Origin of the sequence: Salinimicrobium sp. WS361, assembly GCF_050750585.1 — a bacterium.
In the GTDB taxonomy this organism is placed as follows: Bacteria; Bacteroidota; Bacteroidia; order Flavobacteriales; family Flavobacteriaceae; genus Salinimicrobium.
In genome coordinates, this window is record NZ_JBOJLM010000004.1 from 67,837 (window position 1) to 84,436 (window position 16,600).

7 protein-coding genes are annotated in these 16,600 nt (G+C 40.5%); all 7 read left to right on the forward strand.

Features of this window, described 5'->3' with window-relative positions; genetic code table 11:
- The first annotated feature begins 89 nt into the window (after positions 1-89).
- A complete protein-coding gene (locus ACQ93I_RS05060) occupies positions 90-485 on the forward strand; it encodes a molecular chaperone Tir (protein ID WP_431697467.1) in 396 nt (131 codons plus the stop codon).
- Positions 486-497: 12 nt separating this feature from the next.
- Positions 498-1,214 carry a PspA/IM30 family protein gene (locus ACQ93I_RS05065; protein ID WP_431697468.1) on the forward strand — a complete coding sequence of 239 codons (717 nt, stop codon included), beginning with the start codon at positions 498-500 and terminating at the stop codon, positions 1,212-1,214.
- Positions 1,215-1,216: 2 nt separating this feature from the next.
- Positions 1,217-1,927, forward strand: coding sequence for a hypothetical protein (locus ACQ93I_RS05070; RefSeq protein ID WP_431697469.1), 711 nt, complete (start codon positions 1,217-1,219; stop codon positions 1,925-1,927).
- Positions 1,928-1,939: 12 nt separating this feature from the next.
- Positions 1,940-4,018, forward strand: coding sequence for an SPFH domain-containing protein (locus tag ACQ93I_RS05075; protein ID WP_431697470.1), 2,079 nt, complete (start codon positions 1,940-1,942; stop codon positions 4,016-4,018).
- A 164-nt stretch (positions 4,019-4,182) separates the two neighbouring features.
- Positions 4,183-9,099, forward strand: a complete 4,917-nt coding sequence (locus ACQ93I_RS05080; RefSeq protein WP_431697471.1) for a DNA repair ATPase — start codon at positions 4,183-4,185, stop codon at positions 9,097-9,099.
- 596 nt (positions 9,100-9,695) lie between these two features.
- Positions 9,696-15,491 (forward strand): DUF4011 domain-containing protein, encoded by a 5,796-nt coding sequence (locus tag ACQ93I_RS05085; protein WP_431697472.1) that lies wholly within the window; start codon positions 9,696-9,698, stop codon positions 15,489-15,491.
- A gap of 9 nt (positions 15,492-15,500) precedes the next feature.
- On the forward strand, positions 15,501-16,337 hold the full coding sequence (locus tag ACQ93I_RS05090; RefSeq protein ID WP_431697473.1) for an ion transporter: 837 nt from the start codon (positions 15,501-15,503) through the stop codon (positions 16,335-16,337).
- The last annotated feature ends 263 nt before the right edge of the window (positions 16,338-16,600 follow it).

Genomic DNA, 16,600 nt, shown 5'->3' on the forward strand with positions numbered 1-16,600 from the left:
TACACCTAATTAATCTTTTTTGTGCCCTCTTTTAGAGTTTTTTTGTAATATTAACTTTTAGAAAATTTTAACAATCTAACCATCAGTCAATGAAAAATCACTTTAGTATTACCAGGGATTTTTTACTGGAACTTAACTTTAACATTAGCCGTGAAGATCCAGAAAACAGCATCATGGTAGTTCAGAAAGAGAACCACGGAATCAGGAATCTTATTCTTGGAGTAGCTCCTCCTATTTTGATCATAGAACAATTTATTTTCAGGATCAATAACCAGTCGGAGAAGATCTTTAGGAACCTGCTTCAGAAGAACAGAGATATTATTCACGGAGCCTTTGTCCTGGATGAAAGTGGCGAAAAAGTCATCTTCAGAGATACCCTGCAAATTGAGAACATGGATATCAACGAGCTGGAAGGCAGTTTAAACTCTCTTAGCCTGTTAATGAGTGAATACTCAGACCACATTATTGAATTTTCAAAATACTAAAACCATAATATCATGAATATATTTAGACGTTTATTTAAAATAGGTCAGGCTGAAACAAACTCGGCTATTGACAACATGGAAGATCCCATTAAAATGACCGAGCAGGGCATCAGGGATATGAAAGAAGATCTTGACAAGAGCCTGGAGGCCCTGGCACAGGTAAAAGCTTTGGCCATTCGTGCTAAAAATGACCAGGAAGAATACCAGGATAAGGCCGAAGAATATCAAAAAAAGGCAATTATCATCCTTAAAAAAGGACACAGTAAAGAGATGGATACTTCCGAAGCAGATCGTCTTGCAAAAGAGGCACTTGTTCAAAAGGAAGCTGCAGAACAGCAGGTGGAGCGCGCCAAAGAGGAGTCGGCCAAATTCGACAATAACGTGGCACAGCTGCAAAAAACGATTCAAACTATTAAGAGCAACATCAGCAACTGGGAGAATGAGCTTAAAACGTTGAAAGCTCGTGTAAAAGTAAGCAAAGCCACCAGCAGCCTTAACAAACAAATGGCCGAACTCGACAGCACCGGAACCGTTTCTATGCTGGAACGAATGAAGGAAAAAGTGGCACAGGACGAAGCCCTTGCAGAAGCTTATGGAGACATTGCAAACGCTTCAAAATCTATAGACGACGAGATTGATAAAGCAGCCGATACTTCAAAAGCAAAGGCCGATGACGATCTTGAAAAACTTAAAGAGCAATTAGGTCTTAACGCCTCCAAAGAATCCTAATCTTGGCAAATCTTTTCAATATATTATTTTCTGAGGTCAACCTGGTACTTACCATTCTTCTTATTGTGTTACTCCTCTACTGGGTGTTCACAATGATAGGGGGACTCGACTATGATGTCGATTTTGATGTGGAGGTTGACCTTGATCCGGCTATTGATGCAGGGACTGGTATGGATGGCGGCAATATGGATTTTCAGGATCTTTCGAATGCCGAAGTAAACCAAGAGGACGTTGTAGGCAAGCGCAGGCGACCATTAAAATGGTGGCAGGTTTTTCTTATCTACTTCAATTTTGTAGGCCTTCCGTTCATGTTCACCTTCACCTGCTGGATCTTTATCTGGTGGTTTATGACAGTGCTCACTACTGCAGTAACCCACTCGTATGACAACTACTTCGGGTTTTCCATTATGCTCATCGCTCTTTTTCCGGCGCTTATCGTCAACAAGATTTTCACCACTCCTTTTAAAGGTTTCTTTAAGAACCTGAACAAAGATGGCGATGCACCTATAGATTACCTGGGCCGAAAAGGGCTTTTACTTTCCTCTATATCTGAAGATAAAATGGGCAATGCCGAAGTTAAAGTTGATGGAAGCACCATGTCCATCTACGTCAAATCACTCACAGGAGAGCCGCTGGTTTACGGAAGCAGCGTGCTCATCATTAAAAGGTCACCAGACCATAATTATTACCTCGTTCAAACCTATAACGACTAAAACATTAAATCAATGGAATCAATTTTACAAATTATCGGGCTGGGAATAGGAGTTCTTCTCTTCCTCGTCGTAGTCTATTTCGCGATAATCGCGATGTTTTATAAAAAAGTCCCACAGGGGCAGGCGCTCATCAGGACCGGTTTTGGCGGTACGCAGGTGGCAACCGACAAAGGATTATACGTAGTGCCTGTTTTCCATAAAGTGGAGATCATGGATGTCTCTGTAAAGAAAATCCAGATAGAACGTATCGCTCACGAAGGACTCATCTGTAAAGACAATATGCGTGCAGATATTAAAGTTGCTTTTTTCGTGCGTGTCAATAATGATGTGGAGTACATCAAGAAAGTAGCTCAAACAATTGGCGTTGCCAGAGCTTCCAGAATTGAGACCCTGGAAGACCTTTTTGAAGCGAAATTCTCTGAAGCTTTAAAAACAGTAGGTAAGAAATTCGAATTTATTGAATTGTATGAGGCCCGTCGGGAATTTAGAGATGAGATCGTAAACATCATCGGCACAGATCTAAATGGCTATACGCTGGAGGATTGTGCTATCGACTTCCTGGAACAGACCTCCATTAAAGAACTAAAACCAGATAATATCCTTGATGCAGAAGGGATTAAAAAAATTACCGAACTAACTGCAGCTCAAAGCATCAAGGCCAACCTTATTAAAAGAGATGAGGAAAAAACCATTCGCAAACAGGACGTGGAAGCACGTGAAGCAATCCTGGAACTGGATAAACAATTAGCTGAAAAAGAAGAGCAGCAAAAACGTGAGATTGCAAACATCAAGTCCAGGGAAGAGGCCGAAACCTTAAAAGTTGCTGAAGAAGAACGTCTTAAATCTGAAACTGCACGAATCGCTACCCAGGAAAAAGTCAAAGTGGCTGAAGAAAATATGGAGCGTCAAATTTTGGTTGCCCTTAAAAACAAGCAGCGTACAGATGCCGTAGAAACTGAACGTGTTGAAAAAGACCGATTACTGGAAGCTACAGAGCGAGAGCGAGTAGTAACCCTTGCACAAATAGAGAAAGAAAAAGTAGTTGAGGTTGAGAAGAAAAACATTCAGGACGTAATCCGCGACAGGGTGATGCTGGAAAAAGGTGTGGTCGAAGAGCAGGAAAATATGAAAGATATCCAGGCTTTCAAAACTGCCGATCGTGATAAGCAGGTGAAGATCACTATTGCTGAAGCTACTGCACAGGAAGATCTTATTAAGACTATTAAGTCTGCCGAGGCACAAAAAGAAGCTGCAAAACAAAGAGCCGAAGAGATCAACATCGAAGCACTTGCTCATAAAGAAGCCAGTGAGAAACAGGCGCAAGCAAGAAAAATCCTTGCTGAAGCCCAGGCGAAAGAAGAAGCCACAGTGGGAATGTCTGAAGCACAGGTAATGCACGCAAAAGCCGATGCCAACGAGCGGCAGGGACTTGTGGAAGCAAATATCATCGAGAAAAAAGCAAAAGCCGAAGCTGCAGGAATCGAAGCCAAAGCCGAAGCCAAACGCAAAGATGGACTTGCCGAAGCAGCAGTGATCAAGGAAAAAGCACTTTCAGATGCTGCCGGAATCGAGGAGAAAGCAAATGCAATGAAAAAACTGGACGGCGTTGGCAGAGACCACGAAGAGTTCAAACTTCGTTTGGATAAAGACCTTCAGGTGGATCTTGCCCACATCAACATCCACAAAGATATAGCAGATGCGCAAGCCAAGGTTCTTGGAGACGCTCTTAAAGCAGCAAAAATTGATATTGTTGGAGGAGAAACTATGTTCTTCGATCAAATTGTGGGACAAATTACAAGAGGTAAAGGTATTGACCGACTGGTAGAGAACAGTATCAACATTCAGGATGTGAAACAGGCAGTTCTGGGTGATGGCGATGACAAAGCCAACGGAAATCTGCTTGAAAAGATCAAGCTGTTTACCGATAAGTATGGTATCTCTTCCGAAGATATTAAGAACATCACAGTTGCCAACCTGTTACTGGATCTTAAGACCAAGGTCAAGGGATCTAACGAGCAATCTACCTTAAGTGATTTGCTTAAAATGGCTACAGATCTTGGTATTTCAGATAAGACTATAGATAAGATCTAAGATTAACAGCGCCCTGTATCACTGCAGGGCGTTGTATTTAAACCGGTGCAGAGAGGTGCTTCGGGAACTTCATTATCATATTCAAAAGCAAAATTTTCTTTGAAATCAGGATAAGAAAATGTTTGCTGGACATTTCGTGAGACAGAATAAGCAGATATCCAAAAATGGCAGTACAGGAACAAAATAAAAATACACAGACTCTGGATGGAGGAACCTATGAGGTAATTCAGAATAGGCTACAAAAACAGAAAAAGGACCTGCAGGAGCGTTTACAAAAACTAGATACAGATCGGAAAAAGGTATTTGGCTCCCTGGAGACAAAATTGATCTCCAACGACCGTATCAATACAGAGAACAACTGTGTTGCACGAGATATTGTGTCCCTGGGAAATACCTGTCTCCTCGGATATAATGTACATTTTGGTCTGCGTACAGAGATCACGTTATCTGATGTGTTCAGCATTTATGAATTTAAAAATAATAAGCTCGAGCCAAAGACACTGGAGATTTTGGAAGACGATCAGTTTATTTCAGATTTTGCTAACCTCTACAAGTATTACCGAAACACCATTTTCTCCAAGTTCGCAATTATTGGGAATTACCTGCATATGGTTTTTCAGCTAAGTGACAGCGCAACAGATATCAAGACTTTTAAGTGGCTCATTAAGGAAGAATCCATACAATATGTGGACAATCGCAGTGACCACGAATATAAGTTCCAGCCCCAGCATGAGTTCAAGTGGCAGGAAGTGACACGAGATATGCACCGCTATGGCGCCCATTCTCACGTCTCCATTCTTGACAGGGTGTTTGTAGAAACCATTGGTGGCGATTTAACCATTAAAATCGAAAATAACACCGAAGATGGAAAGGGTATTCTTACAGAGCCTGTGGAGCACAGGGACCAGACGCTTGATGATGGCCAGTATCGCTTTGCAGCAGTTGGAAATTTAATTGCGCTGGAGATAAAACCTTTCCAGGAGTCTCCGCGATATTTCGTGTACAACCATAAACTGCGGGAAGTAAAAAAGATTGATAGTATAAAAGAATCCTGTATTCTTCTTCCCGATGACCAGGGGATCATTTTCCCAAATGGATATTACCTCCAAACCGGAGAGTACAAGGTTTTTGCCAACAGCATTCCCGATGTGAAATTTGAACAGCGGATCCCTTCTCCCAACGGAGAGAACTTTATGTATGTTTTCTATTCTCCTGAAGAAGGTTTGCACAACCTGATGTCCTACAACATCATCACCCAGGAAATCCAGACTCCTATCATATGTAGCGGATTCACCCTGCTGAAAAACGGAGAGCTATGTTACTTCAGGAAAGAAGAAGAACAAACCCGGCACCACGTGATACAGATTTGGCAAACCCCATTTTTAAAAGGGGATTATATGCCTTCCCAGCACGAAGATACGCTGCTGTACAAGATTGGGAACAAAGATATTGTTCGGGCAATGGCCGAGGTTCACAGCCTTATCATTCTACTGAATAAGGAAGACAACTACGACGGATTGTATCTGGACATCGCAAACGCCTCCAAAGATGTTCTGGATTCCTACTACTGGTTACCCGAAAAAGAATCACAGCAGCTTAATATTCCACTTTCAGAAATAAACAAGGCCGCCAATGCTGCAATAGATGAATTTCAGAAGGTAGTGCAGCTCAAAAAGAACGCGACAGATCAAACGAAAAATATCTCTGAAAGAGCCGATGCACTCTTCGGAAAGATAAAAAGTTCTTCGTTCAAATCCATTAACGACTTTGTAGCTCTGTTAACCGACCTTCGGAAATTGCGCGGGGAAGTGATCAGCCTTAGGGAGATTCGTTACCTCGACGAAGACTTCATCCAAAACCTGGAAAACAAGATAGCCGAACATACTCAGAAACTTTCAGAACGTTGTGTTCAGTTCCTGCTGGATGAAAAAGCGCTCCAACCCTATCACAACAGCGTTGGCGAAAAAGAGGCTGCTCTGGAAGGAATAAACAAGGTAGTAGAGGTTAAGAAACTTGAAGAGGAAGTCAACCAGCTCGCAACCGATCTTGAGATGTTGATCGATATTGTTTCCAATCTTGAAATAGAAGACACGTCGCATTCTACCAGGATCATTCACAATATTTCCCTGATCTTCTCCACTATCAATAAACTGAAGGCTGCGCTTCGGAATAAAAAGAAAAATCTGGGAAGTGCAGAGGCTCATGCTGATTTTGCTGCGCAGTTAAAACTAATTGACCAAAGCATTATCAATTATCTCGATATTGCTAACACTCCAGAAAAGTGTGATGAATACCAGACAAAGCTCTCCATTCAGCTTGAAGAACTGGAGGGCAGGTTTACAGACTTTGAAGAGTTTATTGAGCTCGTTCTTGAAAAACGGGAAGAGGTAAATTCGGCCTTTGAAGCCAGGAAGAACGCCCTGCTTGAAAGGCGAAATAAAAAGGCACTTGCCCTGCAAAATGCTTCTGAAAGAATACTGAAAGGAGCCCGGTCTAAAGTGCAAACTTTTAGAACTGCAGCCGAGATACAGGGATATTTCGCTTCCGATCTTATGATCAACAAGGTGCGGGATATCATTAAGCAGCTGAAAGAGCTGGATGATGTTGGGAAAGCTGAAGAAATTGAGACCAGTTTGAAATCGGCGCGGGAAAATGCCCTTCGAAAACTGAAGGATAAGCTGGATCTTTACGAGGACGGTGATAACGTAATCAGGCTGGGGAAACATAAATTCGGAGTAAACAAACAGCCCCTCGATCTTACCATTGTATTGAAAAATGGCATTCCTTACTATCATTTGACCGGCACCGATTTTTATCAGGAATTGAAGGATGAAACGCTTTTAAACTCCAGAAAACAATGGGAGCAGGAATTTGTTTCCGAAAACCAGAAAGTCTACCGTTCTTCTTACCTGGCCTATAAGATGTTCAAAAAACTGCCTCTGGAACAACTTTTAAAGGCCGGAGACGATGAGCTTATAAAGATCGTGCAACAGGAAAGCAGCAGTGATTATTCCGAAGGCTATATAAAAGGCGTACATGATGTAGATGCCGCAAAGATCCTGAAGGTTTTAGTACATAAGCATCATGAACTGGGTTTATTACGCTTTCCCCCACAAATACGGGCCTTTGCACAGTACTTCTGGAACAGTCTGCCTGGAAATGTAAAACAAGAGCTGGATAAAACAATAAAAGCATCCGGTGAAGTTCTCAGCATATTCCCTGATGCCCGCGAGTATGATTTTGTAATTGAGAATCTGGCGCAGCACATTTCAAAATTTGCTGAGGAAAGTGGCATTTTTGACACTTCTTTCGTCGGGGAAATAGCCGCCTATATATTTGAAGAACTTCAGAATGATGATGAGTTTGAACGCAGCAGTGTAGCAAACAACCTGAAGGAAAATTTTCTAAAAGCCTTAAAAGATCAGCAGGCAGATCTGCGGTTCAAAAAGAGTTATGACTCTACAGAATGTTATGAGGATAAAATACGCCTAATCAGGCAATGGGTTTCAGCTTATATCAATAGCAATTCTAAACCTGAGAAACCCGGCACAATTGAGTTCACGAGCTATATTGATGAAGTGGTTTGCCGCATTTTGTTTGAAGACGAATCTATTCAGAAAACCAAATCGGTTTCTCCTGTAGTGACCATTGAAGACCTGGCAGGGGATCATCCATCCCTACAAAAAGGGGTTTTTCTATTCCATTATCACAGTTTTGTTTCCCGACTGGAGCAATTTATTACTGAGGATATTCCTGCTTTTAATGCCTTTAGAAATGCAAAACAGGAGCTGACAAAGCAACTGAAAGAAGATTTAAAACTGGAAGAGTTTAAGCCCAGGGTACTCACTTCTTTTGTCAGGAATAAGCTCATTGACCAGGTATACTTCCCCTTGTTTGGAGACAACCTTGCAAAGCAGCTGGGAACAGTGGGAGACAATACGCGAACAGACCGTAACGGAATGCTTTTGCTAATCTCACCTCCGGGATATGGTAAAACGACGCTAATGGAATACATTGCAGATCGCCTGGGACTGGTGTTTATGCGTATCAATGGACCTGCGATTGGTCATGATGTGACTTCGGTAGATCCCGCATCGGCTACAAATTCCGGAGCACGGGAGGAGTTAAAAAAGCTGAATTTGGCTTTTGAAATGGGCAATAACGTGATGCTTTACCTGGATGATATTCAGCATTGCAATCCCGAATTTCTTCAAAAATTCATTTCCCTTTCCGATGGTACCCGAAAAATTGAAGGGATCTTTAATGGAAAGTCCAAAACCTATGACCTTCGCGGAAAGAAATTCTGCGTGATCATGGCTGGTAATCCATATACCGAAACCGGCGATAAGTTCAGGATTCCCGATATGCTGGCGAACCGTGCTGACATTTATAACCTGGGAGACATTATTGGAGATACAGAACATTTGTTTAAGCTCAGTTTAATTGAGAATTCCCTTACTTCAAACCCTCTCCTGCAGCAGCTTAGCAGCACCAATTTTGATGATGTTTACACTTTGCTTGACCGTATCGAAAACAATAATCAGGAAGCACAGCTCCAGGGAAACCATAGCAGCCAGGAAGTACAGGAATATACTTCTGTCTTAGAAAAGGTCATTAGTATTCGTAACGCTGTGTTAAAGGTAAACGCCGCTTACATAAAAAGCGCAGCAATGGAAGATGAATACAGGATCGAACCTGTTTTTAAACTCCAGGGATCTTACCGGGATATGAACAAACTGGTAAGCAAAGTCGTCCCTATTATGAATGAGAAGGAACTGCAAAGACTGGTGCTTTCCCATTATGAAAGCGAGTCTCAAACCCTTACTTCTTCTGCAGAAGCAAACCTGCTAAAGTTCCAGGAACTGGTAGATGCTCTAAAACCTGAAGATAAACTGCGATGGAACAACATCAGGGAAACATTTGTAAAGAACAACAAACTCAAAGGCTTTGGGGACAAAAACAATATGGCGCAGGTACTTTCACAAATGATGCAATTCTCAGAAAACCTCGAGGGAATTAAAAAAGTGCTGGAGCGGGGAATTGAAAACGGACTGGAGCGACCGGAATTGCCGCAGATGTAACATACCACTTATTTAAAGAAAGTGGTAAACATATGAACGATCCGACCATCAGACTTTTAGTCAGCTGTACAAAAACCAAAAAGGTCTGCTCAATAGCAAGTATTTATGTAGTTCAAGCTAATTAACTTGTTAGAGCTTAAAACATATTAGACTTTGATTCTTCTGGTACAAGTAATCACCTGTAAGAGCTTGTTCTGTCATACCCTAAAAGTCTCTGAAGACAAAAGAAAAAATATCTTTTTAGCAAGCAAATTTGTGTGAGAGCGACCAGTACCTCCTTTACTAAAAACATGATAAGATATTTTTTTAATTCTCATCAAATTATTAATAATTTTTGAATATTTTTAAAGACTGCCGCTGCAGAGTCAATATTATCCCTACCCAAGAAAAACAGTTGCAGCTGTTAGAAAACCCATCATTATGAACAAAGGGCTAGGGCTTAAAGCACATTCACTATTGCTAGAACCGCATTTGGTAACCAAGCGGTTGAGAGCAGTCTCTTCATTTATTTCCCCTCCTTACCAATTATCCTTTGAATCGATTCCGCTTAACCTTTTAGGAGATGAATATTTAATTAATACCAACTGTAAAAAACTATGAACATTCAACTGGAACTCTTAGCTAGAGAGCGAATGAACCTCGCCCTCTTACAGAACCGCATCCCTCTCATTCAAAAGTTACAGATTGGTAACGATACTGAAGAACATTTAGAAAATCTGAAACTAAAGATAAAGTCAGATCCAGAAGGCGTTTTGAGTGGGGAAATTGTAATTTCCTCAATTCCTCCCGGTGAAATATTTATTGTGGAAAATCCAGTAATAAGTCACTCCTGGGACTACTTTAAAAACGTAAATGAAAAAATCCGGGGAAGATTTTTGGTTGATTTACAGGACACAGAGGGTACTATTATATCACAGACCTTTCAGGATTTAGAAATCGAGCCAGAGAGTGTTTGGTTAGGGCAACAGGCGCCACTTGAACTTCTGGTGAGTCACATAATGCCAAATAGCGACATCGTTCAGCGAATCAATCGAAAGGCTGCGGATTTTCTTAAGGAATTGACGGGAAATTCTGCTTTGAGTGGTTATCAAAGTAAAGATCGTGAACGGATATATCAAACAGCTCAGGCAATATATCAGGCTATTCGAGAAGAAAACATCACCTATTCAGAGGCTCCCGCCAGTTTTGAAGATACAGGTCAAAAAATTCGTACGCCAGAACAGATCCTTAAACACTCAATGGCTAATTGTTTGGATATTTCTCTTCTTTACGCTGCTTGTTTAGAACAGGCGGGGATTCATTCATTAATATTTATAATCCATGGGCACGCTTATGCGGGTTTTTGGTTGGAAGATAAATTTCTACCGCGACCTTTGGAGGAAGATGCTCAGTTTTTCAGGAAAAGGATTGAACTGGATGAAATGGCAGCTATAGAAATCACTAGCGCCACAGCTGATTCTCATATTGGTTTTTCTCAATTAGAGAGTTTGGGTAAAGACCACTTTAAAAATGGGGAGAACTTTATTTGTGGTATAGACGTGACTCATTGCCGGCGGCACGCCAGAATTCATCCCCTAAATGATTCAGTATCGTTAGCTAATAAGGCAACGGAGAAAAGAGAGCTAAGAAAGGAAGAAACGGAATTGGAGACCCGAAGCTTTAAAGAATTTGAATTACCTGAAAATATCGAGGCTCGCGAGAAAGAGCTCGATAAGTGGAAAGACAAACTTCTGGACCTTAGCTTCCGTAATCGCCTTTTGAACTTTCGCCCTAATAAAGGAACTGTGGAAATCCTTTGTCATAGCCCGAATGAAATTGAGGATATACTTGCTGATGGTGCAGCTTTCGAAATATTGCCTGAACCAAGACAAAGTTCTTTGAACCTCCAACGGACCGATCAAGAAGAGATTCTAACAGACCAGATAACCTTAAACTTTGAAAGAAAAAAGCTGTTAACTAAACTATCTGAGACCAAATTTCAGACAGTACTGAACAGTCTTTATCGTTCGGTTGTGAATGCAGAAGAAGAAACTGGGGCTAATACATTGTTCCTTGCTTTAGGTATCCTTTCCTGGAAGGAGACTGATCGAAGTCAGACAGAGAGAAGATCTCCACTCCTCTTGCTTCCCGTTAACCTCAAGAAAAAAACAGTTGGAGGTAAATTTTCCCTGTCACTCCGCGACGATGATACCGTGTTGAACCATACTCTTCTTCAAAAACTAAAAAGAGATTTTGATTTAGAGTTCCCTGGTTTGGATCCTCTTCCTGAAGACGAATCTGGAGTAAATGTTCAATTGATTTTTGACATTATTAGAAAAATAATTCGTGACAGACGTGGATGGGAAGTTAAAGAAGAAGTATGGCTCAGTGAATTTTCTTTTCAGAAGTACCTCATGTGGAAAGAACTGGATAATCACTATGAGGATATGCTCAAAAGCCCTGTGATTCGCACGATAATGACTTCAGAAGCCCCCGATGAAATACCAGAATTCGTTTCAGAAGATAAGGTGGAAGAGCTACTTCATCCTAAGGATCTGTATTGCCCTCTGTCAGCAGACTCATCCCAAATGGCTGCAGTGCTATCAGCGGCTGAAGGCAACAGTTTTGTACTCCAGGGGCCTCCCGGCACGGGAAAATCTCAGACCATAGCTAACATGATATCTCACTGCATTGGAATTGGAAAACGAGTACTCTTTGTTTCCGAAAAGAAAGTTGCATTAGAAGTGGTCTACAGGCGCTTACAAGAAATTGGTATTGGTCCTTTTTGTCTGGAACTTCATTCTAAAAAATCAGAAAAGAAGGAAGTTGTAAAAAGCTTCTACAATGCTCTGGAATTTAATTCCGAGTCCCTTAATGGCGAATGGGACCAGGTTTCAGAAGAATTAAAAACCTCTAGGGACGGATTAAATAACTACTTCCGGGAACTTCATGAAGTAAGTCCTTCAGGTATTTCAGCATATAAAGCTTTTGGTTTGGCTTCAAGAAATCCCGATATGCCGAAGGTAGATCTTAAATTCGAAAGTTTTCTGAAATTCCCTCTAGCTATGCTTAGAGAACTCGTTTCAAAATTAAAAAACTGGGAGGAATTTGCAGGAAGTCTAACAAATGAAGAATATTTAGCTTGGGCCACAGTTCAAAAAAAGGAATGGAATAGCAGAACCGAAGATGTAGTAATTCAATTGATGAACAAAATCAAATCCCTGATTGAGGAGCTTGAAAAAATCAGTGGGGACGCCAATAGTAAGCTCCCGCTCAATCCAAAATGGAAAATTGTCGACTGGTTAGCCTTGGGTGATTTTGTAAATAAGCTATTGGCTACACCTGAAATTACATCTGGGTTCCTCAACCAAAGAGATTTCTCACAATATCAGTCAGAATTCTATGAGAATTTAGAACACTTAAAAAATCAAGCGGAAATCAGGCAAAAGTTGGAGAAGGTGTTTCAGGCAAAAGTGTTTCAGGAGAATTTTTATGAGCTGAAGCAGCAACTACAGGAAACTCAGGATGGTTTTTTCCTTATCAAGTTTTTTAAGAAGCTAAAGTTTAAAGGAAGAGTCAAAATTCTATTGAAAGATAAATTAGAACCTCTGGACAATTATAATCAGTACTTTGAAGCTGGAATAAGATATCAGGAAGGATTAATAAAAGAGGAAAAGGCTTCCCGCTTCGTAAAAGAAGCAATAGGTGAGGATTACCAGCTGACAAAAGATGAGAAATTTCGAAAAGCCATGGCCTGGGCAGAAGATGTGAATAAAGATCTTTTAGCCCTCTACTCTTCAGATTTTGAAACAGCTGCTTCAGCTAAGACTTTCATTGTCAACTTGGTTGAAAATAGGTCCTTAGCCCTGGCGGAATCAAGCGAAATAAAAAAAGAATTTGATCAAAAGCACGAATTTTTAACTGACCTCAGATCAAATCTAAATTTGCTGAAGGACGAACTGGAGCTAAAATCTGGATTTGCTGAAGTAAAAGCGACTGAACTAGCACAAAAACTTAAAGCTATTCAAAACTCTTTTTCACTGTTCAGAGATATTACCACAATGAATGTTTTGAAGTCTGAACTTTCTGTAGCAGGTTTAGATCCGCTTTTTGAAGCTGTGGATAAAGCAGAGATCTCAAAATCAAAAATCTACGAGGTTTTCAATTATAACTTTCATCGTCAATGGCTACAAGAAAAAAATGACGATTCTGATACACTAAATAATACAACAGGTCTTCAACTCAATAAATTAGATTCTGATTTTAAAAATCTGGACATCAAATACAGAACTTACACTAAAAAGGCTCTCTCAGGTAAAATATCTGCTGACAAACCCAGAATGGGGAATCTGATTTTACCCGATTCGCCGGTGGGTCTTATTGTGAAGGAAAATAAGAAGAGTAGGCGGCATCTTCCTATTCGGAAGTTCCTGGATTCGATTGATTCAGTAGCTAAAAGCCTCAAGCCTTGCTACCTCATGAGTCCGATGTCCGTGAGTCAGTATCTACCCGTTTCCCCAGATTTTGACATAGTCATTTTTGATGAAGCCTCACAAATACCACCTTGGGATGCTATAGGGGCCTTATCTAGAGGAAAACAGGCAATAATAGTCGGAGACACAAAACAATTGCCACCAACGGCTTTCTTTAGCATGAAATCAGAAGATGATTCAGATGAAAAGATAGACTGTGAAAGCGTTCTTGAAATGTTTGGCAGTATATACCCAGAGATGCTTCTGAAGTGGCATTATCGAAGTCGCTCTGAGAGTCTTATCAGTTTTTCAAATCATCACATTTATGATAATAGGCTTCACACCTTTCCCGCTAGTGATACTGAAGATGACAAAGTTTCTTTAAAGGTAGTAAATGGTAAGAATGCTTTTTATGATAAAGGGAAATCCAAGACAAATGGCGGGGAAGCTAATGCTGTAGTTGATGAAATATTTAGCCGTTTAAAAGAAGAAGAGAGCACCGGCTCTATTGGAGTTGTTACTTTCAGCTCAGTTCAGGCGAACCTCATCAGCGATTTAATCGATGCGCGTCTGCAGAAGGAGCCACAATTTGAAAGTTTTTTCGACGCCAATAATCCTGAATATATCTTTGTTAAGAACCTCGAAAATGTGCAGGGAGATGAAAGAGATTTGATCTTATTCTCTGTAGGCTACGGTAAAGACAGTCTTGGAAAAATAAGTCGAAATTTTGGTCCATTAAATAATTCAGGAGGTGAACGTCGTTTAAATGTCGCAGTGACTCGAGCCAGAAATGAAGTAAAAATATTTTCAAACTTTCACCCACGGGAGCTTGATGTTAGCACAAGCAGCTCAGAAGGACTACGTCTCCTAAAGGAATATTTGCTATATGCACAGGAAGGCCATAAAGCTCTTCTTCGACAACAATCCTTCAACATTGAAGATGAGTTTGGTTCTCTTTTTGAAAAAGAGGTTACTGTTGCACTCAGAAACAAGGGCTGGAATGTGCGAACACAGATTGGAGTTGGTGGATATCGTGTAGATTTAGGAATAGTACATCCAGAGTATCATGGACGTTTCTTGGCAGGTATAGAATGTGATGGTGCACGTTACCACTCTGCCAAATCAGCCAGGGACAGAGATATTCTAAGGCAGATGGTGTTAGAAGGGCTGGGCTGGACAATTTTAAGGATTTGGTCAACTGATTGGTGGTACGATAGCGGCAAATGTATAGATAAGCTACATCAAGAATTAGAAGCTTTGTTAGTTGCTCCTAGAGAGGCCATTAAAGAAGTCTTTAAAGAAATAGACACTTCCGAATTTATTGCGGGAGATAAAGAATCTGAGCAACAGGAAGAGGAGATTAATGTACTTCAGGAAAATTTACCGCCAGTCAAAAACTCTTCATTATTTGACCCTACAGTGATAGATCTAACTCCTGTGGGTGAATTTTTTGAGAATCCTACCTTAGTAAGTGGCCAGGTGAAGGATTTTGTTCAATCCTTGGCACCTGTTTCCAGAGAAGAATGTTTTTCTACAATATCCCGCTCCTGGGGATTTACACGAAGAGGAAATAGAATAGACCTACTTTTAGAAACTTGCTCTAGAAATATCCATCGAACTAAATCCAATGGTCAGGTATTCTTCTGGAATTCTCCAGATGATGTTGGATCGGTTGAGGCTCTTCGATTGCCACCAGATGGTCAGCAGAGACACCCCTCCACTATTGCACCAGAAGAACTTCTACATGGGTTTTTGCCTTTACTTCAAAGCAATATTGAGATTCCAAAAGATGTGCTTTACAAGGAGGTGGCAAAAATGCTTGGCTTCAGCAGGATCACAAAAGAGAATACAAAACACATGGAGCCCGCCTTGGAATTGCTGAAAAAAAAACAGACAATAAGTATTGAGAACGATGTTGTTCTCTTTCAAAAACAAAATTAATCCTGAAAAGTGAAGAAAGTAGGGCAGATCTTGTACGGTCATGAAACTTTCCCAAAAGGATTGAAAAAGAGTGTGCATAAAATCATGAGCATTTCGAAACGTCAGGGCAATTTTAGTTGGTATTTTGATGTGTTTATAATAAGCTTAATACTTTTGAATATCCTTGCTTTAGTGTTGGAATCCCTCATACCAATAAAGCAACAGTATCATGAGCAATTCGTTCTTTTTGAAACTTTTTCTGTTCTCATTTTCACCCTGGAATATGTTTTACGAGTATGGTCTGCCAATGTAAATCCGAAGTACTCCCGATCTGTAATAGGTAATTTTAAATATGCCTGTACTCCACTTGCTGTAATCGATCTTTTAGCTATTCTGCCTTTTTATCTACCATTCCTAGGGATTGACCTAAGACTTCTAAGGATGTTTAGAATATTTAGAGTGTTCAGATTATTTAAAATTGCTCGCTACTTGACAGCCCTAGAACTAATGGAGCGAGTACTGATAAAGAAAAAAGAGGAACTTATGGTTTCCTTGATCTTTACGGTTTTTCTTCTTTTGTTGGCTTCAACACTTATGTACTACATAGAAAATGAAGCCCAACCAGAGCATTTTTCCAGTATTCCAGAAACGATGTGGTGGGGCATAGCTACTCTGACCACTGTAGGATATGGTGATATGTATCCCGTGACAGGTTTAGGACAGTTTTTAGGTGGCATAATTGCCATTATAGGGATTGGGTTATTTGCTCTACCCACAGGAATATTAGCAGCAGGATTTTCAGAGGAAGTATCTCAGAAAGCAAAAGAAGAAGGAGCTTGTCCCAACTGCGGAAGTTTTAATAGATAAACCTTTAAGTTCATAGCCGTATACAATTGAAGAGGAGACAGAATACTCTGAGCTAAAATATTTTAGCATACTTTTAAAATCCAAAACGGAATCGATTCTTTCTTTTATTCTTACTGATAACATGACAAACTTTGAATTCAAGAAAACTCTTATGCAAAATTAGAACCGAATTTTACAATTAAATTACCCCTCTCTCCGCCCCCTAGAATAAAAAAAGCCCCACAAACGTACTGTTTATAGGGATTTACAAGCATTATAAGTGG